This window comes from Duganella sp. GW821-FHT01E12, assembly GCF_059422325.1.
This window is the reverse complement of the sequence record NZ_JBWKWR010000001.1, coordinates 363907-382623: the sequence shown is the minus strand read 5'-3', so window position 1 is coordinate 382623 and position 18717 is coordinate 363907. Positions and strand designations below refer to the sequence as shown.

Below are 18717 nucleotides of genomic sequence, written 5' to 3'. Positions count from 1 at the left end.
CTACGCCTTTTGAGTGAAAAGGCGGCTTGGAGTTCCGCGGTTTGCCGAATTTTTTAGCGCCGGATCAGCCCGGCTCGCCGGCGCCGCCGGCCTTGACGGCGGCGACGTCGCGCACGTTCTTCTGCACCGCCACCGCCGCAAACAGGCTGAGCGCGAAGCCCATGGCGTAGAAGCCTTTTTCGCTGGGCGCCAGCGTGGCGTTGAACAGGCCCACACCCAGCAGGCCGATGACCAGCAGAATGGAGGTCCAGCACAGGCTGAAGTACAGGCCGCTGACCGGGATGCCTTCGCTGCGGTCGCGCACCGATTTTTGCAGCGAGACGGCGGCGAACAGGCCGTACATCAGCAGCGTGAAGTAATAGCCTTTTTCGTTCAGCGCCATGGTGGCGTTCCACAGGCCGAACAAATAGGTCAGGGCGCCGGCGATCAGGGCGACCCAGGAGGCGGCGATAAAGGCGCTGGTCGGGCCTTGGTGGGTGGGATGGGCCATATGTGCTCCTTGCAGTGGGTGGCGCGGGGCCGGACGGCGCCCGCTGCGGGATCATATCAAAAATACCAATGTTACTTCCTGATAATCCTCAACAGTTTGCCGCCCAGCATCACCACGGCCAGGGTCAGCGCGCCGGCGGCGACCCCGGCCAGCGCGTCCAGCGCGACCGGCGCGGCCCAGGCCAGCAGCGGGCCGAACGCCGGCACCGTGGCCGCCGCTTCGGCGGCGTGGTGGATCAGGTCGTGGGCGCCCGGCAGGCCGTGGGTCAGGATGCCGCCGCCGACCATGAACATGGCCGCCGTGCCCACCACCGACAACAGCTTCATCAGCTTGGGCGCGGCCGCCAGCAGCACCCGGCCCAGCGCGCGCACGGCGGCGCCGCCGCGCCGGCTCAGGTACAGGCCGGCGTCGTCCATCTTGACGATGCCGGCCACGATGCCGTACACGCCCACCGTCATCACGAGGGCGATGCCGGCCACCACCGTCACCTGCTGCAGGAAGCCGGCGCCGGCCACCGTGCCCAGCGCGATCACGATGATCTCGGCCGAGAGGATGAAGTCGGTGCGGATGGCGCCCTGGATCTTGTCCTTCTCCAGCGCCACCAGGTCGACGTCGGGATCGCTGACGGCGTCGGCCAGCTCGCCCAGATGGCGGTCCTGCTCGTCCTTGTGCAGCAGGCCGTGGGCGATCTTCTCGAAGCCCTCGAAGCACAGGTACAGGCCGCCGGCCATCAGCAGCGGCGTGATGGCCCACGGCGCGAACGCGCTGATGGCCAGCGCGGCCGGCACCAGGATGGCCTTGTTCTTGAGCGAACCGAGCGCCACCGCCCACACCACCGGCAGCTCGCGCTCGGCGCGCACGCCGGCCACCTGCTGGGCGTTGAGGGCCAGGTCGTCGCCCAGCACGCCGGCGGTTTTCTTGGCCGCCATCTTGCTCATCAGGGCGACGTCGTCGAGGATGGTGGCGATGTCGTCGATCAGCGCCAGCAGGCTGGTGCCGGCCATTAACGTTGCTCCTGCGGGTAGTGGGTCATGGGAATTCCTTGGTTGATAAGCAATATTAACCGATGACGGGCCGGGCGGTGAAACGCCAACGCCGCTACAATGTACTTTGCCCCGCGGCATGGTGCTGCGGCTGACCGCACGGGATTATCATGAGCTTCGCCACCTGGATCACCTTTTTCATCGCCGCCTGCATCATCGCCGTCTCGCCCGGCTCGGGCGCGGTGCTGTCGATGTCGCACGGCCTGTCGTTCGGCGTGCGCCGCACCACCGCCACCATCCTCGGCCTGCAGAGCGGGCTGATGCTGATCTTCTTCATCGCCGGCGCCGGCGTCGGCTCCCTGCTGCTGGCGTCGGAAGTGGCGTTCAGCATCGTCAAGACGGTGGGCGCGCTGTACCTGATCTACCTGGGCCTGAGCCAGTGGCGCGCCAAGGTCAGCGTCGGCGCCCAGCGGGAGCGCGCGGAAGTGGTGGTGCCCAGCGCGCGCAAGCGCTTCCTGACCGGCTTCCTGACCAACGCCACCAATCCCAAGGGCATCATCTTCATGGTGGCGGTGCTGCCGCAGTTCATCACCCGGGGCGCCCCGCTGCTGCCGCAACTGCTGATCATGGCCGCCACCATGTGCTGCATCGACCTGGTGGTGATGCACAGCTACGCCTTCCTGGCCTCGTCGATGCAGCGCTATTTCCGCGACGCGGGCGCCGTCCGCAAGCAGAACCGGGTGTTCGGCGGCCTGCTGATGGCGGTCGGCGCGGCCTTGTTCTTTGTTAAACGCGGCGGCGCAAGTGCCTGATTTGCCTATGATTTGTAACCCGGTGTAAGCCCGGTAGCCGAATCCGCCGGCGCAGCGTTAATCTGAAGACAAACTAGGAGACGCGCCATGAGCCGCAAAATACTACGTTCCGCCGTGCTGGCCGCCCTGGCCGGCTTTTGTACGTTCGCGCTGGCGGACCCGCCGGCCATGGTCGGCCGCATTTCGGCGGTGCAGGGCCAGGTCACGCTGGTCGGCGACGACGAGCCGGTCGCCGCCGGGCTGAACTGGCCGGTCACCGGCGCCAGCCATCTCACCACCGCCAGCGGCGCCCGCACCGAGTTCCGGGTCGGCTCGACGGCGGTGCGGCTCGACGGCGACTCCGACCTGGAAATCACCGACCTGGACGACGATCTGCTGCGGCTGCGCCTGAATTACGGCAGCGTCAGCATCCGCGTGCGCAGCCCGGAGCTGCTGCGCGATTTCGAACTGAACACGCCGCAGGCGCGCGTCACGCTGCTGGAACCGGGCCTGCTGCGGGTCGACGTCGAGCGCGTGGCCGACACCAGCCAGGTCAGCGTGCTGGCCGGCAGCGCGCGGGTGGACGGCGCCGGCTCGTCGCTGACGGTCGGCCCGGGCCGCCACGTCGACGTCAGCAGCGTCGATGTCGGCACCAGCGTGGCGCGGCGCGACGGCTTCGATGTCTGGTCCGACGAGCGCGACCGCGCCGCCGAGGTGGTGGTGGCCTCGCGCTTCGTCTCCACCGGCATGACCGGCTACGAGGAGCTGGACCGCAACGGCAGCTGGAGCGACAGCGTCGAGTACGGCGCGCTGTGGACGCCGCGCAATGTCGCCATCGACTGGGCGCCCTACCGCGACGGCCGCTGGATCTGGCTGGCGCCGTGGGGCTGGACCTGGGTCGACAACGCGCCCTGGGCCTATGCGCCGTCGCACTACGGCCGCTGGGTGGTGGTCAACCGCCGCTGGTGCTGGGCGCCGGGGCGGCCCGCCGGGCGGCCGGTGTGGGCGCCGGCGCTGGTGGGCTGGGTGGGCGGCGACGGTTTCGTGCGCGACCACCGGCCGGGCCTGGGCTGGTTCCCATTGTCGCCGCGCGAGCGCTACGTGCCGGCCTACCGGGTGTCGTCCGAGCACGAGCGGCGCCTGGTCTGGACCCACAACGGCCGGCCGTTCGAGCCGCGCACCGGCGTGCCCGGCCAGTGGGAGCGGCGCGACGGCCTGACCGTGCTGCCGCGCGACCAGTTCGAAGGCCGCCACCGCAGCGTGCAGGTGCCGCGCGGGTCGCAGGTGATCCCGACTGCCGCGCTGGCCGCCGCCGCGCCGGTGGCGCCGCCGCAGCCGGCGGTCGCGCGCACGCTGGACACCAACCGCCGGGGCTGGCAAGACAGCGACCATGACGGCCGTCCCGACCGTCCGGCGCGGGTGCTGACCGCGCCGTCGGTGCCGCAACCGGCGGCGCCGTTGCAGCCGGGCCGGCCGCAGGTCAGCACGCTGGCGCCGGGCCAGTTCGGCCGGCCCGACGCGCCGCCGCAAACCATCCAGCCGGGCGACGTGCGCATCGATATGCGTCCGTACGGGCGGCCGGGGCAGGCGCCTTACGTCCAGCAGGCCAATCCGCCGCTGACGCCGGCGCCGCACATCCAGCAGGCCAATCCGCCCATCATGGTGACGCCGACTATCCAGCAGGCCAATCCCCCCATCGTGGTGACGCCGAATATCCAGAAAGCCAATCCGCCGATCACCGCCGCGCCGGTGGCGGCGCCGACCGTTCCGACGCCGTTCCCGGCCTACCGCGAGCGCGATGACAATCGCCGCCCGTACCGGCAGCTGGAAGAGCGGCGCCAGGTGCAGCCGCAGCCGGTGCAGCAGCCGGCGCCCCAGGCGGTGCAGCAGCGTCCGCAGCCGCAGCCGCAGATCCAGCCGCAGGTCCAGCCGCAGCCGCGCGAGAACCGCGACGGCGGCCACGACAAGCAGGAGCGCCGCAAGGAGGACGGCCGCGACCGCGGCGACAATCGCAACCAGAACCGTCAATGACCGTCTGTTCCGGAAAAACCGGCGTTCAGGGCGCCAAATCGGCAGTTCGTCTCATTCGGATGGACTTTGTCTATTGTAAAGTATAATGTTGCATTATTGATAAAGCCGGCGGGAAGCGTGAGAACAAGGATGGCGACATCCGCCACGCAGGACCGTCGAGACCGTCCCCCTTTGCCCCAACTATTTTCCGGATTTTTCCCAATTTCCGATCAGAGAATAGTTTTCGCCAGCCTCCGGGCTGGCTTTTTTTTGGCGCGTCCTTAGCCCCGCTCCGCCTTCAGGCGCAGCCGCGCCCGCCATTCGCCCAGCGCCGACAGCGCGCCCTGGAATTCGCGTTCGATCAGATCGGCCTCGGCCGGGGTGACCTTGCCGTCCAGCAGCGCGGTCGAGACCGCCTCTGCCACCGCCCCCACCTGGCTCATCACCTTGCACACGGTTTGCGACAGGTCGTCGTCGCCGATGTTGTCCGGGGTCGGCACGACGAAGGCCGCCATGCCGTGGCGCACCAGCAGCGCGTGCAGCGGCAGGTGGGCGTCGGCCACGCCGGCCTGGTGGCACAGGTGCACCACCGTCGACACTTCCTCGAACGAGGGATAGTGCGAGGCGATGGTCGGCGCCAGCTTGTTGCGCAGCACGTTGACCGAGATGCCCATCGCCTGCGCCAGCGCGTCGATGCCGCCGGGGTAGCTGCGCGCCACCTTGTAAAGCGCGTCGTGTTGATTCATGTCCGAGTATTTGCGTGTCATGGTGAAGCGAGCCTTTTATTACCGATGCAAGCGCCGGTGCGCGGCGCTATGCTGATTTTCATTCAACTTCTTTGCGAAAAGACATCATGAAGTTCTTTCATTCTGCGCTGGTACTGACGCTCTGCCTTGCGCTGGGCAGCAATGTGGTGGCGGAGGCGCGAACTTCCGCACATTCTGGCACATCGTCGTCGTACAAAAGTGGATTTTCTTCACAAAAGAGCAACGTCTCGCGGAGCTCGCCTGCCGCGCCGGCGGCCGACCGCCAGAGCGGCCCCGGCGCGTTCGGCAAGGCGGCCGGCCCGCCGGCCTCGGCCACGCCGCGCAACAGCTCGGCCGCCTCGCGCGACCTGGACCAGAGCGCGGCCCAGGCCAACGCGCTGAAAACGCTGGACGCCCGCCGGGCCGCCGCCGCCGCGCCAACCGCGCCGCCGCCGTTGAACGATACGGTTTCGCGGCCGCAGCCGTCGCCGGTGTATCAGGCGCCGCCCGCGTACCAGCAGGCGCCCATCATCGTGCAACAGCCAAGTAGCGGCCTGATGCATGGCGTGCTGGGCTTCATGCTGGGACGGGCGATGAGCCAGAGCCATCAGCCGGTGTCGTATCCCACCGCCCCTGCCGCCGCCGGCAGTCCGGCCCCGGCCGACAGCGGCGCCACCCAGGCCGGCATGGTCGGCGGCATGCCGGGGCTGGGCGATCCGGTCCCTGCCGCCGCGCCGCCGGCGCCGTCCTTCCTGGGCAGCGTGGCGCGCTGGCTGGTGTGGCTGGGCGTGCTGGGGGTGATGGCGTGGGCGCTGCTGTACACGGTGCGCAAGCTGCGCCGCCTGCGGGCAGGCAAAGGAACGAATGGCGGCACTGCGAATTATTCATTTGAAAGGAATTGAGATGGGCTGGTCGGATGCATACAACTACCTGCGCAATGGCGCGGCCAAGCTGGGCGGGGCCGAGGCGCCACGCACGGACCAGGGCTTGCCGCTGGGGGCGCGCATCGGCAGCGTGATCCGGCTGCAGCAGTCGCCGCTGCTGCGCGCCGCCGGCGACGGTTCGCTGATCGCCCTGCCGGACGAGGGCGACAGCCGCATCGTGGCGGTGTCGCAGATCCGGCTCAAGCAAAGCGGCGGCCTGTACCGCTACTACCTGGACACCGGCGACCGCGACGCCAGGGAGAAGTTTTTGCAGGTGTACCAGGACACCCAGGGCCAGGTGGCCGAGGTGATGTATTGCACCCAGCTGGCCCGCGTGATTCCGGAAACGGTGGAGGACCAGGAGGCCTACATGGGCCTGGCCGGCGCCGGCCTGGGCGACCGCAGCTACACGCTGTGGCGCGGGCAGCTGGGCGACGTCGGGTTGGACGAGTCCGACCTGGACCTGGTGTTCGGCCAGCGCGACGGCCTCGACTACTGGCGCGACGCCGGCGACCCCAACGCCGAGTTCGTCTCGCCGTTCTCAGGCACCGAGACCCGGCTCGACGACGCCAGCGGGCGCACCGGCCTGCGCCAGGAAATGTACTTCATGCCGTATGTGCGGGAACTGCGCGGCGGCGGCAAGGAATATTTGCTGATCACGACTGAAATCATCAGCAGCGTGAACGGCGATGCATCGAAACGCGGGATCCATGTCGACTTCGTCATTGGCATCCCGGTTGAGCAGCAACGCGTCGTTATCCAATGACGCGCAACTTTTTAAGGACGACTGACATGAGCAACTTGAACGGCTGGGGTTTGACCGCGCGCCTGATTTCCAAACACTTTGGCGCGCTGGGCGACCGTGTTTCCGAAGCGATCGCCAATTTTGATCCGGAAACGGCCACCGAGGCCGACCGCGACCGGCTGGCCGACAGCCTGCGCCTGACCGCGCAAAAACTGGCCGCCGCCCGCAGCTCCTTCGACAAGGAAGCGGCCGACGTGGTCCAGCTGCGCCAGCTGATCGCCACCGACGAGCAGGCGGCCGGCACCTTGGCCGAGCGTCTGGCCGCGGGCAAGATTTCGGAGGCGACCATCACCCTGTTCTGCGACGAGCTGGAGGCGAACAAGGCGCGCATGCCGCAGGAGCTGCAGGAGGAGGCCGACGCCCGCCAGTATATGCAGGAGCTGCAGACCATCGTCGATGCGCTGTCCAAGCAGCTGGCGGACTTCGACTCGGCGGCCAAGAAGGCGATGCAGGCGCTGGCCTCGGCCCGCGCGCAGCAGGATCTGCAGAACCTGCGCGCCGAGCGTCAGAGCCAGCTGGCCGGGCTGTCCGGCATGCGCGGCAACTCCAGCGCGCTGAACGCGCTGACCCGCCGCGCCCAGGCCATCAGCAACGAGGCGGCCGGCATGAAGATCGTCACCGACATCGGCCAGCGCCCGTACGAGCAGGCGGCCGAGCTGGAGGCGATCCGCAAGTCGGTCAGCCAGCCGGGTGTCGCCAACGAATCGGCGCTGGCGCGCCTGCAGCGGCTGTCCGGCCAGCAGCCGGCGCAGCTGGCCGCGCCGCAGGAGCCGGCCACGCTGGCGCTGGGCAAAGCGTAAGCCTGCGCTGAATTGGCTACAATAGAGGCCGGTGGCGTCGTGTTGGCGCCGCCGGTTTTCTTTTTTGATTGGAATGAATATGCAAGCGATCCCGCCGTCAGAGTCCCTCATCGAGTACCCGAGCGACTTCCCGATCAAGGTGATGGGCCCGACTCATATCGATTTCGCCCCGACCATCGTGCTGGTGGTGCAAAAGCATGACAAGGATTTCCACGAAGGCAAGATGGAAGTGCGTCCCTCGGCCAAGGGCAATTACACCGGCCTGACCGTGGTGGTGCGCGCCATCAGCCGCGAGCAGCTCGACGCGCTGTATTCCGAGCTGTCGGCTCACCCGATGGTCAAGATTGTGATGTAAATCAGGCTTGCTGGCGCTGGAAGGCGGCGATCTCTTCCAGCAGCCAGTCGCGGAAGGCCTGCACCTGCGGCCTGCCGGCCGCGCCGGGCGGCGAGACGAAGAAATACTCATCCGGGCACGGCGTGGCGGTATCGAACAGCCGCCGCAGCTGCCCGGAGGCGATCTCCTGCATCGCCACCACATGGCGCACCAGCGCCACCCCGTTGCCGTCGGCGGCGGAGCGTATCAGCATCGACAAATCCTCGAACATCAAGCCGCCGGACGGCTCGGCCATGTCGACCCCGGCCGCGCGCAACCACGGCGACCACGGTTCCACCGAGCGCAGCAGCGTGTGCTGGGGCAGCTCCTGCGGCGTGGCCGGTTGCTGTCCGCCACGATAGTGGGGACTCACTACCGGGTAGTAGACGTCGCCCATCAGCCGCTGCACCACCAGCCCCGGATAGTTGCCGCGCCCGAAGCGGATGCCGACGTCGATGCCGTCGCGCGCCAGGTCCTGCAGCTGGCCGCTCGACTGCAGCACCACCTCGATATCCGGATACAGGTCGATGAAGCGGCCCAGCCGGGGCGCCAGCCAGCGCGCGGCGAACGACGGGATCGACGAAATCGTCAGCCGCTGGTTGACGCTGGAGGCCCGCATGGCGTCCGCCGCGGCGGAAATATCGGCAAAGGACTTGCCTAAAAACTGGGCGAATTTCAGCGCATCGCTAGTTATTTTCACCTGCCGGCCGTGGCGCACGAACAGCGGCCGGCCCAGTTCCTCCTCCAAGGCGCGCACCTGATGGCTGATCGCGCCATGCGTCAGATGCAACTCCTCCGCCGCCCGCGAGAAGTTCTCGTGGCGTGCCGCCGCCTCGAAGGCGCGCAGGGCGGAAAAATTGGGCAGGCGGCGGCTGGCGCTCATCAGGTCGTCATGCTGTGGATAACTATGTGAATAAAATTAGCTAGAATCACGAAAATATAACGTTATACAGGCGCTACGGCAAGGCTTACCATGTGAATAAATCTACTCTAGCCGGAGCCATCATGCCTTTTGAACTGTACGTCGACAGCCTTTTCACCAGTCCTTACGCCATGTCCGCCTTTGTGGCGCTGACCGAAAAGGGCGTGCCGTTCAGCGTCAAGACGGTGGACCTGGAAGCCGGGCAGCAGAAACACAGCGCCTACGCGGGGCGCGCGCTGACCGCCCGCGTGCCGGCGCTGGTCGAGGGCGCGGGTGAATCTCAATTCGTGTTGACCGAGTCGAGCGCCATCACGGAGTACCTGGACGAGAGCTTCCCGCCGCCGGAATACATCGCGCTGTACCCGAAGGACCGGCGCCAGCGCGCCCAGGCGCGGCAGATCCAGGCCTGGCTGCGCAGCGACCTGCTGCCGGTGCGCGCCGAGCGCGACACGGAAACGGTATTTTTCGGCAAGGCCAGCGCGCCGCTGAGCGAGGCCGGCCAGGCCGCCGCCGCCAAGCTGATCCACGCCGCCGGCCAGCTGGTGCGGGAGGGCAGCCCCAATCTGTTCGGCGAGTGGTCGCTGGCCGATGTCGACCTGGCGCTGATGCTCAACCGCCTGATCCTCAACGGCGACGAAGTGCCGCAAAAGCTCAAGGACTACGCCGCCGGCCAGTGGCAGCGGCCGTCCATCCGGCAGTGGCTGGAGCGTCACCAGCCGGGCTGATTTATAATGCCGGGATGACGTCCCCTACCCCAATCGAGCCTGCGCTGATACGCCACCTCGGCCTCTCCGACTACGACAGCACGTTCGCCGCGATGCGCGCCTTCACCGACGCGCGCACGCCGGACACCCGCGACGAACTGTGGATCGTCGAGCATCCGCCCGTGTTCACGCTGGGCCTGGGCGCCGACCGCGGCCACCTGCTGGCGGGCGCGTCCGCGATCCCGGTGGTGCAGACAGACCGCGGCGGCGAGGTTACCTACCACGGCCCCGGCCAGGTGGTGATCTACATGCTGATGGACCTGCGCCGCAACAAACCGGGCGGCAAGTTGTACGCCCGGCAGTTCGTCAATAAAATCGAGCAGGCGGTCATCAACGTGTTAGGGGCGTATAATCTTGCCGGTGAGCGCGTTGCCGGCGCGCCGGGCATCTACATGGCCGGCGGACCCAAGCAGGGCGCCAAGATCGCCGCGCTCGGCCTGAAAGTGCGCGGCAACGGTTGCACCTACCATGGGCTGTCGCTGAATGTGGCGATGGATCTGGCCCCGTTTTCCTGGATTAACCCCTGCGGCTATGCCGGGCTGGAAACAGTCGACATGCGCACCGTCGGCGCGAGCGCCGTGTTGTCCGACGTGCAACAGCAACTGGCCGAGGAGCTGATCCGCGTATTGGCGCATGTTGCCGAACCAGCAGTACACGAATAACCAAACTTTGCCCGCGAGGGCACGCAGCCAAATGACTTCTGAAACCACCTCCAGCGTTGCCCCAGCTTACAACCCGAGCGAAAAGCAAAAAGGCGCCAGCAAGACCGCGCGCATCCCGATCAAGATCGTGCCGATCGAGCAAGTTGAGCGGCTGAAAAAGCCGGAGTGGATCCGCGTCAAGGCGGCGTCGGCGTCGACCCGCTTCTACGAGATCAAGGACATCCTGCGCGAGAACAAGCTGGTGACCGTGTGCGAGGAGGCGAGCTGCCCGAACATCGGCGAATGCTTCGGCAAGGGCACGGCCACCTTCATGATCATGGGCGACAAGTGCACCCGCCGCTGCCCGTTCTGCGACGTCGGCCACGGCCGTCCCGATCCGCTGGACAAGGAAGAGCCGGCCAACCTGGCCAAGACCATCGCCGAGCTGCGCCTGAGCTACGTGGTGATCACCTCGGTCGACCGCGACGACCTGCGCGACGGCGGCGCCGGCCACTTCGTCGAGTGCATCCAGCACACCCGTGCGCTGTCGGCCAAGACCCAGATCGAAGTGCTGGTGCCGGACTTCCGCGGCCGCCTGCAGAAGGCGCTGGACATCTTCAAGGACGGCCTGCCGGACGTGATGAACCACAACCTGGAAACCGTGCCGCGCCTGTACAAGGAAGCGCGTCCGGGTTCGGACTATATGCACTCGCTGCAGCTGCTCAAGGAGTTCAAGGAGCTGTACCCCGAGGTGAAGACCAAGTCCGGCATCATGGTCGGCCTGGGCGAGACCGATGAGGAGATCCTGCAGGTGATGCGCGACATGCGCGAGCACAATATCGACATGCTGACCATCGGCCAATACCTGGCACCGTCCAACAGCCACCTGCCGGTGCGCCGCTACGTGCATCCGGACGTGTTCAAGATGTTCGAGGAAGAAGCGTACAAGATGGGCTTCAAGCACGCCGCCGTGGGCGCCATGGTGCGCTCGTCGTACCACGCGGACGAGCAGGCGCACAACGTGCTGGCCGCCGTGTAAAACCCGGCCACGCCGCAAAGAGCAAGCCCTCGCGAGACGGCTTGCTTTTTTTTGGGCTATTTACGCACCGATCAGCTTCAGGTCGAACGCGCGCTCGGCCAGCCACACCACTGCCACCAGCGCGATGGCCGCCGAGCCGGCGGTCAGCAGGTGGCGGTAGAAGCTGGTGGCGCGCAGCGCGAACGCCAGCGGCAGGAAGGCGGCGACGATGCACAGCTGGCCGATCTCCACGCCCGCGTTGAAGCCGAATAAACCGGCCAGCAAAGCACCCTGCGGCAGGCCCAGGTCGGTCAGCACGCTGGCGAAGCCGAAGCCGTGGATCAGCCCAAACCCGAACGCCGCCACCGGCCGCCGGCCACGGAACAGCGGATAGATGTTGTTCAGCGCCGCCAGCACCACCGATGCCGCAATCGCCGATTCCACCCAGCGCGAGGGCAGCGATATCAGCGACAGGCTGGCCAGCGTCAAGGTCAGCGAGTGCGCCAGCGTGAAGGCCGTCACCACTTTGAGCACGTCGATGAAGCACGCGCGCAGGCCGGCCGACGGCGTGCCGTGCGCACCCACCATCACCGCCGGCAGCAGCAGCGACAGCAGGAACAGGAGATGGTCATAGCCGGTCCAGATATGCCACACGCCGTCCTTCACGTAGGCGCGGAATTGCCGCCAATGGTCCGGCGCTGTCAGCGACAAGGTCTGGCGCGCATGTTCCGGATCGAAGATCGCGCTGGACGTCGCGCCGTCGCGCACCAGCCGCAGCAAGCCTTTGTGCTGCGGATCGAGATCGGCGAACAGCCGGTAGTTGATGGTCAGCGCCGCCACCGGGCCTGGACAGTCCGCGTGAAAACGCAGCACGTTGTAGGCGCCGTCGGTGTGGTCGTCGACCAGCTGCTGGCCGGCGTCGATGCGGCAGGCGCCCTTGCCGGTGGCGATCTCCAGCCGCTCCAGCGCATACGCGGCGATCGCCGCATGCCGCGCGCGGATCTCGTCCCACGTCAGCTTGCCGTCGCCATCCTGGTCAAGGCCGATGGCGAAGTCCAGATCGCGCAGCGCGATGTCCCACTGGCCGGTGATGCGTTCGCCCTGCACCGTCAGCGACAGATAGCTGTCGCTGGGCTTGTGCGCAAGGGCCGGCAGCGCCACGCCGCACAGCAGCGCGCAAAACAGTATCAGGCGTCTCATCATGTCCCCGCTTGCAGTTGACGGATCAGGCGCGACGCGGCCACATCCTCGGTGTGATTCAGCGCGACCCAGTCCAGCACCGGCCTGGCGGCGCTGGCGTCGCGCGCCTGCACCGCCGATTCCAGATAGATGCGAATGTCGGCCGCCTCCTTTTGCACGGCCCAGTTCTTGCGCGCCAGTGCCAGCGCGGTGGCCGGGTCGTGGCGCAGCATCAGTTCAAAGCGCGCCTGCTCGCGCTGGTGCACGGTGTCGCCGCGCTGGGCGGCGGCGTCGAAGCGCGACGCCAGTTCCTGCACATCGGCGGCCAAGGCGATGCGCGCGCCGCCCAGCTGCTGCAACGCCAGCGCGCGGCGCAGCAGCAGCGCGTCGATGCGGGTCTGGTCCTTCAGCAGCGCGACGACTTCGCCCGCGCGCCGTTGCTCCAGCAGGAAATCGGCGTAGGCGCCCAGCAGGTAGCTGTCGCGCGGGCTCAGTGCCAGCGCGCGTCGGTAGCGCGCTTCGGCGACGTCCGCCGCGCCGCACCGTTGCGCCAACTCCGCCAGCAGCGTCAAGGCCCAGACCTGCAGCTCGGCCGGCGCGTTGGCGCTGCGTTCCAGCGTCAGGTCCAGCAGCCGTTCGCTGTTCAGGGAACGCCCGGTCGCCGCGCCGACGTTGGCGATGCAGGCGATGGCGACCAGCTCCGTCGACAACGCGGACAGGTGCGCGCAGCTGGCGGTGGCGCCGGCGTAATCGCCTTGCACGGTCTGCACGGTGGCCTGTGTCAGCCATGCCTGCGCGTTGGCCGGATCGGCCGCCAGCACGGCCTGCAGGTCGTCCATCGCCGGCTTGAAGTTGTGGGTACTTTGCAGCAGCGTGGCGCGCAGCAGGCGCACCGGCGCCGGCGGCGACGACAGCCGCCACCACGGCGCCAGCGCCGCTTGCGCGTAGCCGAGGTAGCGCGGATCGGTTTCGCTGCGGGCCAGGCCGATGTAGCGTGTGGCCAGCCCGATAGCCAGCGGCATGTCCCCGGGACGGGCATGCAATTCACTGCGCATGCGGCGCAGTTCCTGCTGCACCGGATCGCCGCGGCGCGGCAGCGTCTCGATCACTTGCCGGCCGCTGTCGGGAAGGTAAGGCGCCGCCTGCACCGCCGTCGCGGCGCTCAGCAGCAACGCAAATAATGGCTTCTTCATGATGACCTCAAACGGTGGTGTGGGCGGCTGCAAGGCTTACTTGTACGCGACCGGTTCCGCATCCTCCGGCGCGGTGGCGGCGATGCTGTCCGTCGCCACCGGTTCGGCCGTGGTTTCGCTGCCGTCGCCGATGAGGGCCAGTACCGCCGAGTAGAACGCGTCGAGCGTCACCGCCGGCGGCGACGGCGCCGGCGGCATCGGCGGCGTGTGGTCTTCGTAACTGGTGCCGCCTCCGCATGCGCTGAGCACCAGCAGCGCAATCAGGCCAAGGTACTTCATGGCGCGCTCCGGCCCGACGTCACGCCCGAGGTTTGCGGCGAGCCGGGGATGGGCGTTTTCAAGTAAGGGAAGGCGGCGGTGAAGTAGCTATCGTCCAGGTAGGCGCCGTCGGTGAAGTGCAGGCCGCCGGCCGGTGCGTCGGCCGGCGTGCAGCCCAGGTTCAGCGTGCACAGTTTGCCCATCACCACGCGCAGCGCGATGTCGACCACGTCGTCGCCCGGACGGCGGCCGTTGGGAAAGCCGGCGTTGTCGCCGCCGATCACGCCCAGGCGGTTCTGCGCGCCCATCGCGACGGCGGGCGTCGAGGTGTTCAGGCGCAGCATCTCGGAGGCGGTCACGGTGGCCGGCTGGTTCAGGCCCTTGACGCCGGTGAGGAAGGCCGCCACCAGGTCGTTGCGCGGGAAGTTGGTGGGCGCCTTGGCGCCGGCGCTGCCGTACAGGATTTCGATCAGCGCCGGCAGCGTCGGGTTGGTGACGTAGGTCGCGAACTGCGCGTCGCCGGAAGGCTTGCTGCTGTTGAAGCTGTCCTTGTCCTTGAGGCCGATGACGACTTCGTTCACCAGCGGCATGCCGAGGCGCGACACCTGGGTCCAGGCGCCGCCCTCCTTCGATGGCGCGCCGGCGTTGGGCGTCGGATTGAGCAGGCGCGCCTGGCGCACGCTGGCCGTGGTCCAGCCGCCGATCACGGGATCGCTGCCGCCGGGCGCGGTCAGGCAGGCGGCGGCGACTTCCAGTTCGATCGAGGTCACGTTCTTGTCGGCCAGGTCGTCCCTGGCGGCGCGTTCGGCGTTGGCGTTGAACTCGGTGGCCGGGGCCTTGATGTTCACCAGGTCGAAGGTCTCGCCGAGGTTGACCACGAACGGGTCCTTGCGCTGGCCGACGAACATGCGTGCCGGCGTGGCGCAGCCGGGGATGTTGACGTTGTAGAGGTGGGCGGCGGCATAGGCCGCGTAGTTCGGTATCGACTTGTTGCCGATGTTGTCGAGCGGCTTGTCGAAGATGGCGGAGCCGTCGGCCGCGTTGGTGACGGCGGCCCTGGCGCCGGTGCGGCGGTCGCCGCGCACCAGGTTGACGGTGTAGGTTTCGCGCACGTTGGCGCCGGCCGCGTTCGGGCCGGCGATGGGGCCGCCGTTGATCACCAGCGGGATCGACACCTGCTTGCCGCCGACGGTGAGCTTGCCGTCCTTGTTGGCGCTGCTGAAGCGGAACTGGAAGGTCAGGTCTTCCCTGGCGTCGCCGTTGTTGTCGATGTGGATCTCGTACAGCGCGTTCGGGTCCATGGCGAAGAAGTTCGGCCCGCCGTAGGCATCCTGCAGGGGGATGTAGTTGGCGATCAGCGTGATGAAGCCGGCGCGGCCGGCCTCGTAGCTGCGGAACATGTAGAAGTCGGTGCCGTCGACCTTGGGACTTTGCGTAATGAACGGCGCCTCGCGGTGGCTGGAGGCGGTGGCCGCCGGTGCGAACGCGCTGGCCAGCGCGCCGATGGCGGCCGCGCGCATCGCGTGTTTGACGATAGTGTGCATCTCGTTTCTCCCTCGATTGGTTGATCTGCCGGATACTGCGAGGAGATATACGCGGCGCGGGGCGAACCGGATTCAAAATAAATCGGTGTTCGCGCCGGCGGGGGATATGGTATTTTTCATCTGCTTGTATTTTTTCCTCCCCATCCGGAAGGCTCCTTGTGTCCGACGCGAATACTCTTGATCCCCAGCAGCTGCGCGCCTGGCTGCAAGGCGCGGCACGGCGCGACGCGGCCGCCTTCCGCGCGCTGTACGACGCCACGTCGGCGAAACTGTTTGGCTACGCATTGCGTATATTGAACAAGCGCGAGCTGGCCGAGGAGGTGCTGCAGGAAAGCTTCGTCGCGATCTGGCATAACGCCGGCACATATCAAAGCCAGCTGGCCGCGCCCATGACGTGGATGGCGACCATCGTCCGCAACAAGGCTTTCGACCTGCTGCGCCGCAGCGACGCCGCCGCCGAAATCGACGGCGATCAGTTTGACAGCGAGGTGATCAATGCACTGCAAGACCCGGCAGCCACCCCCATCGAGGCACTGCTGATGAGCCGCGACGCCAAGGCGCTGGCCTATTGCATGGCGGCGCTGGAAGGATTGCAGCGGCAGGTGCTGGGCCTGGCCTTTTTCCACGACCTGTCGCACAGCGAGGTGGCGCAGCAGATGGCGCTGCCGATCGGCACCGTCAAGACCTGGATACGGCGCAGCCTGGACAAGCTGAAGACCTGCCTGGCGAAGCGGGAGCGCGCATGAATCTCCGCGACAACGCCGCGCTGCGCGATCAGCTGGCGGCCGAATACGTGCTGGGCACGCTCAAGGGCGGCGCGCGCCGCCGCTTCGAAGGCCATCTGCACAACGACGCGGCCCTGCGCCGGCTGGTGGCGGAATGGCAGGACCGGCTGATGCCGCTGGCCGAGTTCTCGACCGCGCAGGCGCCGCGCCGGCAGGTGTGGCGCGCCATCGAGCGCCGGCTGGATTTGCCCGCCGCCCATCCGGCGTGGCAGTTCTGGCGCAAGGGATCGCTGACGTTCTGGCGCGCGTTGGGCATGGCCTCGAGCGCGGTGGCGGCGTTGCTGGCGCTGGTAATCGGCCTGCGCACGTTCGATGCGCCGCGGCTCGACTACGTCGCCACGCTGACCGACGCGCAGGCGCAGACCGCGCTGCTGCTGACCGGCGACCGCCGCCACCAGGCGATCACGGTGCGCGTGGTGGGCGCGGCGGCGGTGCCGGGAGATAAATCGCTGGAACTGTGGGCGGTGCCCAAGTCCGGCCATCCCCGTTCGCTGGGCTTGCTGAGCGGCCGGGGCGAACTCACGCTGCCGATGACCGGCAAGGCGGTCGGCGACGACGTGGCGCTGCTGGCCGTCACGCTGGAGCCGAAGGGCGGCTCGCCCGATCCCAACGGGCCGACCGGTCCCATTCTGTACAAAGGCCGCTGGGTCCGGGTGATGTGAGGGGAAAGTTGCTATCATCGCGAGTGTCGGGCCGCAGCCCCCACTCGCGAAGGAAAGTCATGGACGCCAGCAAGTTCAACCCGGAATACTTCAACAGCTTCGGCAAGGGCACCTTGCCGGATCATATGGGCATCGTCATCACCGGCGTGCGCGAGGGCGAGATCGTGGCCGAGTTCGAAGTTACGCCACAGCACCTGGCGCCGAACGGCTACCTGCACGCCGGCAGCGTGGTCACATTGGCCGACACCGCCTGCGGCTACGCCTGCTTCTCGCACCTGCCGGAAGGCGGGCACAGCTTCACCACCATCGAGCTGAAGTCCAATCACCTGGGCACGGCGCGCGACGGCGTGGTGGTGGCGACCGCGAAGGCCGTGCACCTGGGGCGCACCACGCAGGTGTGGGACGCCATCGTCAGCAACAAGGAGACCGGCAAGACCATCGCCCTGTTCCGCTGCACGCAGATGATCCTGTTCCCGAAACAGGCATGAGGCACTTCCCCAGGATGGCCGGACTGGGCCTGCTGCTGGCCTCGTCGCTGGCGACGGCGCAGACGCCCTACGCCGATGACGCCACTTACCTTGGCCTCGGCGGCAAGGACGGCATCCGCAAGATCGTCGACACCTTCATCCCGCTGGTGCTGGCCGATGCGCGTATCAAGGACAGTTTCGCCGACTTCGACATGGATCAGGTCGGTGCGCGGCTGCGGGAGCAGTTCTGCGAATTCGCCGGCGGCCCGTGCCGCTACACCGGCCAGCACCGCGACCGCACCATGGACGGCGTGGGCACCGTGCGTGACATGGCGACCGTGCACCAGGACTTGAAGATCACCGACGCCATGTTCAACGCGCTGACCGAGGACTTGCAGCTCGCGATGGAGCGCAACCAGGTGCCGAACCGCGTGGCCAACAAATTGATCGCGAAGCTGGCGCCGATGCGGCGTGACATCGTCACCGAGCGGGCGGCGCCGGGGCGGCCGGACGGGGGCAAGTTCCTCGCCACCGGCGGTGTCAGCCAGGTGGAGGGCGCGGGCGGCGGCGGCATCACGCCGTGGGCGCTGATCGGCGGCTACGGCACGCGCGACAGCTGGGGCGCGAATGCGTACTACACCCGCCTTTCAACGCAGGACTACCGGCTCGACAGCTACGGCGTGGCGGTGGGCGTCGCCGACCGGCTGGAGCTGACGCTGGCCAGGCAGCGCTTCCAGGGGAGCCTGGCGCCGCTGAACCTGCTCGACATCCGGCAGGACATCGTCGGCGTGAAGCTGAAAGTGGCGGGCGACGCGGTGTACCAGCAGGACAGCCCGATGCCGCAGGTGGCGCTCGGCGTGCTGTACAAGCGCAACCGGGGCGTGGACGGCCTGGGCGCGCTGGGCGTGAGCAAGGTCAGCCAGCTGGGCGCCAGGGACGACCACGGCTACGACTACTACGTGGCGGCCACCAAGATCCTGTTCGAGCAGAGCCTGCTGTTGAACGGCACCTTGCGGGCGACCCGCGCCAATCAGATGGGTTTGTTGGGTTTCGGCGGCGACAAGGGCGACAGCCTGCGCCTGATGCCGGAGGTGTCGGCAGCGTATTTGGTCAGCCGCAAGCTGGCGCTGGGCGCCGAGTACCGCCGCAAGCCGCGCAACCTGGGCGTGGACAACGAGAAGGCGTACTACGACGTGTTCGTGGCCTGGTTCCCGAGTAAAAATTTCTCATTGACGGCCGCATATGTCGAGCTGGGCGACATCACCGTCTTCAATCCGGCCCGGCAGCACGGCCTGTACTGGTCGGCGCAGGCTGGCTTTTAAGGTGGGGTCAAGTCTGACATTCGGACACGAGCTCTGCCCTA

The 18717-nt window shown here is 67.6% G+C and carries 21 protein-coding genes; 13 read left to right on the top strand and 8 right to left on the bottom strand.

The window, feature by feature from the left end; genetic code table 11:
* Nucleotides 1-64: 64 nt before the first annotated feature.
* Entirely contained in the window at nucleotides 65-490 is a 426-nt protein-coding gene (yiaA, locus tag AC07WS_RS01500; protein WP_117012286.1) for an inner membrane protein YiaA, read from the bottom strand.
* 71 nt (nucleotides 491-561) lie between these two features.
* Nucleotides 562-1494: a DUF808 domain-containing protein gene (locus AC07WS_RS01495; RefSeq protein WP_494727388.1), complete on the bottom strand. Its 933-nt coding sequence runs from the start codon at nucleotides 1492-1494 to the stop codon at nucleotides 562-564.
* A 149-nt stretch (nucleotides 1495-1643) separates the two neighbouring features.
* Between AC07WS_RS01495 and AC07WS_RS01490 the strand changes: the two genes are divergently transcribed.
* Both AC07WS_RS01490 and AC07WS_RS01485 read left to right on the top strand, forming a co-directional pair.
* Nucleotides 1644-2285 carry a LysE family transporter gene (locus AC07WS_RS01490; RefSeq protein WP_494727387.1) on the top strand — a complete coding sequence of 214 codons (642 nt, stop codon included), beginning with the start codon at nucleotides 1644-1646 and terminating at the stop codon, nucleotides 2283-2285.
* 87 nt (nucleotides 2286-2372) lie between these two features.
* Nucleotides 2373-4295, top strand: a complete 1923-nt coding sequence (locus tag AC07WS_RS01485) for a DUF6600 domain-containing protein (RefSeq protein WP_494727386.1) — start codon at nucleotides 2373-2375, stop codon at nucleotides 4293-4295.
* A 260-nt stretch (nucleotides 4296-4555) separates the two neighbouring features.
* On the opposite strand, the gene AC07WS_RS01480 is transcribed toward AC07WS_RS01485, so the two are convergent.
* Nucleotides 4556-5041, bottom strand: coding sequence for a phage regulatory CII family protein (locus AC07WS_RS01480; protein ID WP_494727385.1), 486 nt, complete (start codon nucleotides 5039-5041; stop codon nucleotides 4556-4558).
* A gap of 86 nt (nucleotides 5042-5127) precedes the next feature.
* Here AC07WS_RS01480 and AC07WS_RS01475 point away from each other — a divergent pair, with 86 nt between their 5' ends.
* The 4 genes from AC07WS_RS01475 (at nucleotide 5128) to AC07WS_RS01460 (ending at nucleotide 7903) form a co-directional block, all read left to right on the top strand.
* On the top strand, nucleotides 5128-5922 hold the full coding sequence (locus AC07WS_RS01475; protein WP_494727384.1) for a hypothetical protein: 795 nt from the start codon (nucleotides 5128-5130) through the stop codon (nucleotides 5920-5922).
* A 1-nt stretch (nucleotide 5923) separates the two neighbouring features.
* Nucleotides 5924-6709, top strand: a complete 786-nt coding sequence (locus tag AC07WS_RS01470; protein WP_494727383.1) for a DUF2491 family protein — start codon at nucleotides 5924-5926, stop codon at nucleotides 6707-6709.
* Nucleotides 6710-6735: 26 nt separating this feature from the next.
* The gene (locus tag AC07WS_RS01465; RefSeq protein WP_494727382.1) at nucleotides 6736-7548 is read left to right on the top strand and encodes a hypothetical protein; all 813 of its coding nucleotides are present in this window, start codon (nucleotides 6736-6738) and stop codon (nucleotides 7546-7548) included.
* A 79-nt stretch (nucleotides 7549-7627) separates the two neighbouring features.
* Nucleotides 7628-7903 carry a DUF493 family protein gene (locus tag AC07WS_RS01460; RefSeq protein WP_117012278.1) on the top strand — a complete coding sequence of 92 codons (276 nt, stop codon included), beginning with the start codon at nucleotides 7628-7630 and terminating at the stop codon, nucleotides 7901-7903.
* 1 nt (nucleotide 7904) lies between these two features.
* Here AC07WS_RS01460 and AC07WS_RS01455 read toward each other — a convergent pair whose 3' ends face one another.
* Nucleotides 7905-8804: a transcriptional regulator GcvA gene (locus AC07WS_RS01455; RefSeq protein ID WP_494727381.1), complete on the bottom strand. Its 900-nt coding sequence runs from the start codon at nucleotides 8802-8804 to the stop codon at nucleotides 7905-7907.
* Between the two features lie 122 nt (nucleotides 8805-8926).
* Between AC07WS_RS01455 and yfcF the strand changes: the two genes are divergently transcribed.
* From yfcF to lipA, 3 genes are read left to right on the top strand one after another with little or no spacing between them, the layout of a single operon-like run.
* Complete coding sequence (gene yfcF / locus AC07WS_RS01450; protein WP_494727380.1) at nucleotides 8927-9568, top strand: glutathione transferase; 642 nt, start codon at nucleotides 8927-8929, stop codon at nucleotides 9566-9568.
* A 14-nt stretch (nucleotides 9569-9582) separates the two neighbouring features.
* Entirely contained in the window at nucleotides 9583-10269 is a 687-nt protein-coding gene (gene lipB, locus AC07WS_RS01445) for a lipoyl(octanoyl) transferase LipB (protein ID WP_494727379.1), read from the top strand.
* Between the two features lie 31 nt (nucleotides 10270-10300).
* Complete coding sequence (gene lipA, locus AC07WS_RS01440; protein ID WP_494727378.1) at nucleotides 10301-11287, top strand: lipoyl synthase; 987 nt, start codon at nucleotides 10301-10303, stop codon at nucleotides 11285-11287.
* A gap of 60 nt (nucleotides 11288-11347) precedes the next feature.
* Here the strand turns inward: lipA and AC07WS_RS01435 are convergent, their stop codons facing one another.
* Genes AC07WS_RS01435 through AC07WS_RS01420 form a run of 4 tightly spaced genes read right to left on the bottom strand, consistent with a single transcriptional unit; the run spans nucleotide 11348 to nucleotide 15440 of the window.
* Nucleotides 11348-12469 (bottom strand): HupE/UreJ family protein, encoded by a 1122-nt coding sequence (locus AC07WS_RS01435; RefSeq protein WP_494727377.1) that lies wholly within the window; start codon nucleotides 12467-12469, stop codon nucleotides 11348-11350.
* Nucleotides 12466-13638, bottom strand: coding sequence for a tetratricopeptide repeat protein (locus tag AC07WS_RS01430; RefSeq protein ID WP_494727376.1), 1173 nt, complete (start codon nucleotides 13636-13638; stop codon nucleotides 12466-12468). Before AC07WS_RS01430 ends, AC07WS_RS01435 begins: the two co-directional genes overlap by 4 nt.
* A 36-nt stretch (nucleotides 13639-13674) precedes the next feature.
* Nucleotides 13675-13917, bottom strand: a complete 243-nt coding sequence (locus tag AC07WS_RS01425; protein WP_494727375.1) for a hypothetical protein — start codon at nucleotides 13915-13917, stop codon at nucleotides 13675-13677.
* Entirely contained in the window at nucleotides 13914-15440 is a 1527-nt protein-coding gene (locus AC07WS_RS01420) for a DUF4331 domain-containing protein (RefSeq protein ID WP_494727374.1), read from the bottom strand. Before AC07WS_RS01420 ends, AC07WS_RS01425 begins: the two co-directional genes overlap by 4 nt.
* A gap of 158 nt (nucleotides 15441-15598) precedes the next feature.
* Between AC07WS_RS01420 and AC07WS_RS01415 the strand changes: the two genes are divergently transcribed.
* Genes AC07WS_RS01415 through AC07WS_RS01400 form a run of 4 tightly spaced genes read left to right on the top strand, consistent with a single transcriptional unit; the run spans nucleotide 15599 to nucleotide 18676 of the window.
* Nucleotides 15599-16186: a sigma-70 family RNA polymerase sigma factor gene (locus tag AC07WS_RS01415; protein WP_494727373.1), complete on the top strand. Its 588-nt coding sequence runs from the start codon at nucleotides 15599-15601 to the stop codon at nucleotides 16184-16186.
* Nucleotides 16183-16887 (top strand): anti-sigma factor, encoded by a 705-nt coding sequence (locus AC07WS_RS01410; protein ID WP_494727372.1) that lies wholly within the window; start codon nucleotides 16183-16185, stop codon nucleotides 16885-16887. The genes AC07WS_RS01415 and AC07WS_RS01410 overlap by 4 nt, the downstream gene beginning before the upstream one ends.
* A 59-nt stretch (nucleotides 16888-16946) precedes the next feature.
* The gene (locus AC07WS_RS01405) at nucleotides 16947-17375 is read left to right on the top strand and encodes a PaaI family thioesterase (protein WP_494727371.1); all 429 of its coding nucleotides are present in this window, start codon (nucleotides 16947-16949) and stop codon (nucleotides 17373-17375) included.
* A complete protein-coding gene (locus AC07WS_RS01400; RefSeq protein WP_494727370.1) occupies nucleotides 17372-18676 on the top strand; it encodes a DUF3034 family protein in 1305 nt (434 codons plus the stop codon). The genes AC07WS_RS01405 and AC07WS_RS01400 overlap by 4 nt, the downstream gene beginning before the upstream one ends.
* The last annotated feature ends 41 nt before the right edge of the window (nucleotides 18677-18717 follow it).

Bases quoted from the DNA above. Each gene is read 5' to 3' on its own strand.
- AC07WS_RS01470 (WP_494727383.1), top strand. From the start codon at position 5,924: ATGGGCTGGTCGGATGCATACAACTACCTGCGCAATGGCGCGGCCAAG.
- AC07WS_RS01485 (WP_494727386.1), top strand. From the start codon at position 2,373: ATGAGCCGCAAAATACTACGTTCCGCCGTGCTGGCCGCCCTGGCCGGC.
- AC07WS_RS01495 (WP_494727388.1), bottom strand. From the start codon at position 1,494: ATGGCCGGCACCAGCCTGCTGGCGCTGATCGACGACATCGCCACCATC.
- AC07WS_RS01460 (WP_117012278.1), top strand. From the start codon at position 7,628: ATGCAAGCGATCCCGCCGTCAGAGTCCCTCATCGAGTACCCGAGCGAC.
- AC07WS_RS01420 (WP_494727374.1), bottom strand. From the start codon at position 15,440: ATGCACACTATCGTCAAACACGCGATGCGCGCGGCCGCCATCGGCGCG.
- lipA (WP_494727378.1), top strand. From the start codon at position 10,301: ATGACTTCTGAAACCACCTCCAGCGTTGCCCCAGCTTACAACCCGAGC.
- AC07WS_RS01475 (WP_494727384.1), top strand. From the start codon at position 5,128: ATGAAGTTCTTTCATTCTGCGCTGGTACTGACGCTCTGCCTTGCGCTG.
- AC07WS_RS01490 (WP_494727387.1), top strand. From the start codon at position 1,644: ATGAGCTTCGCCACCTGGATCACCTTTTTCATCGCCGCCTGCATCATC.
- yfcF (WP_494727380.1), top strand. From the start codon at position 8,927: ATGCCTTTTGAACTGTACGTCGACAGCCTTTTCACCAGTCCTTACGCC.
- AC07WS_RS01455 (WP_494727381.1), bottom strand. From the start codon at position 8,804: ATGAGCGCCAGCCGCCGCCTGCCCAATTTTTCCGCCCTGCGCGCCTTC.
- lipB (WP_494727379.1), top strand. From the start codon at position 9,583: ATGACGTCCCCTACCCCAATCGAGCCTGCGCTGATACGCCACCTCGGC.
- AC07WS_RS01435 (WP_494727377.1), bottom strand. From the start codon at position 12,469: ATGATGAGACGCCTGATACTGTTTTGCGCGCTGCTGTGCGGCGTGGCG.
- AC07WS_RS01465 (WP_494727382.1), top strand. From the start codon at position 6,736: ATGAGCAACTTGAACGGCTGGGGTTTGACCGCGCGCCTGATTTCCAAA.
- AC07WS_RS01400 (WP_494727370.1), top strand. From the start codon at position 17,372: ATGAGGCACTTCCCCAGGATGGCCGGACTGGGCCTGCTGCTGGCCTCG.
- AC07WS_RS01430 (WP_494727376.1), bottom strand. From the start codon at position 13,638: ATGAAGAAGCCATTATTTGCGTTGCTGCTGAGCGCCGCGACGGCGGTG.
- AC07WS_RS01425 (WP_494727375.1), bottom strand. From the start codon at position 13,917: ATGAAGTACCTTGGCCTGATTGCGCTGCTGGTGCTCAGCGCATGCGGA.
- AC07WS_RS01480 (WP_494727385.1), bottom strand. From the start codon at position 5,041: ATGACACGCAAATACTCGGACATGAATCAACACGACGCGCTTTACAAG.
- yiaA (WP_117012286.1), bottom strand. From the start codon at position 490: ATGGCCCATCCCACCCACCAAGGCCCGACCAGCGCCTTTATCGCCGCC.
- AC07WS_RS01410 (WP_494727372.1), top strand. From the start codon at position 16,183: ATGAATCTCCGCGACAACGCCGCGCTGCGCGATCAGCTGGCGGCCGAA.
- AC07WS_RS01405 (WP_494727371.1), top strand. From the start codon at position 16,947: ATGGACGCCAGCAAGTTCAACCCGGAATACTTCAACAGCTTCGGCAAG.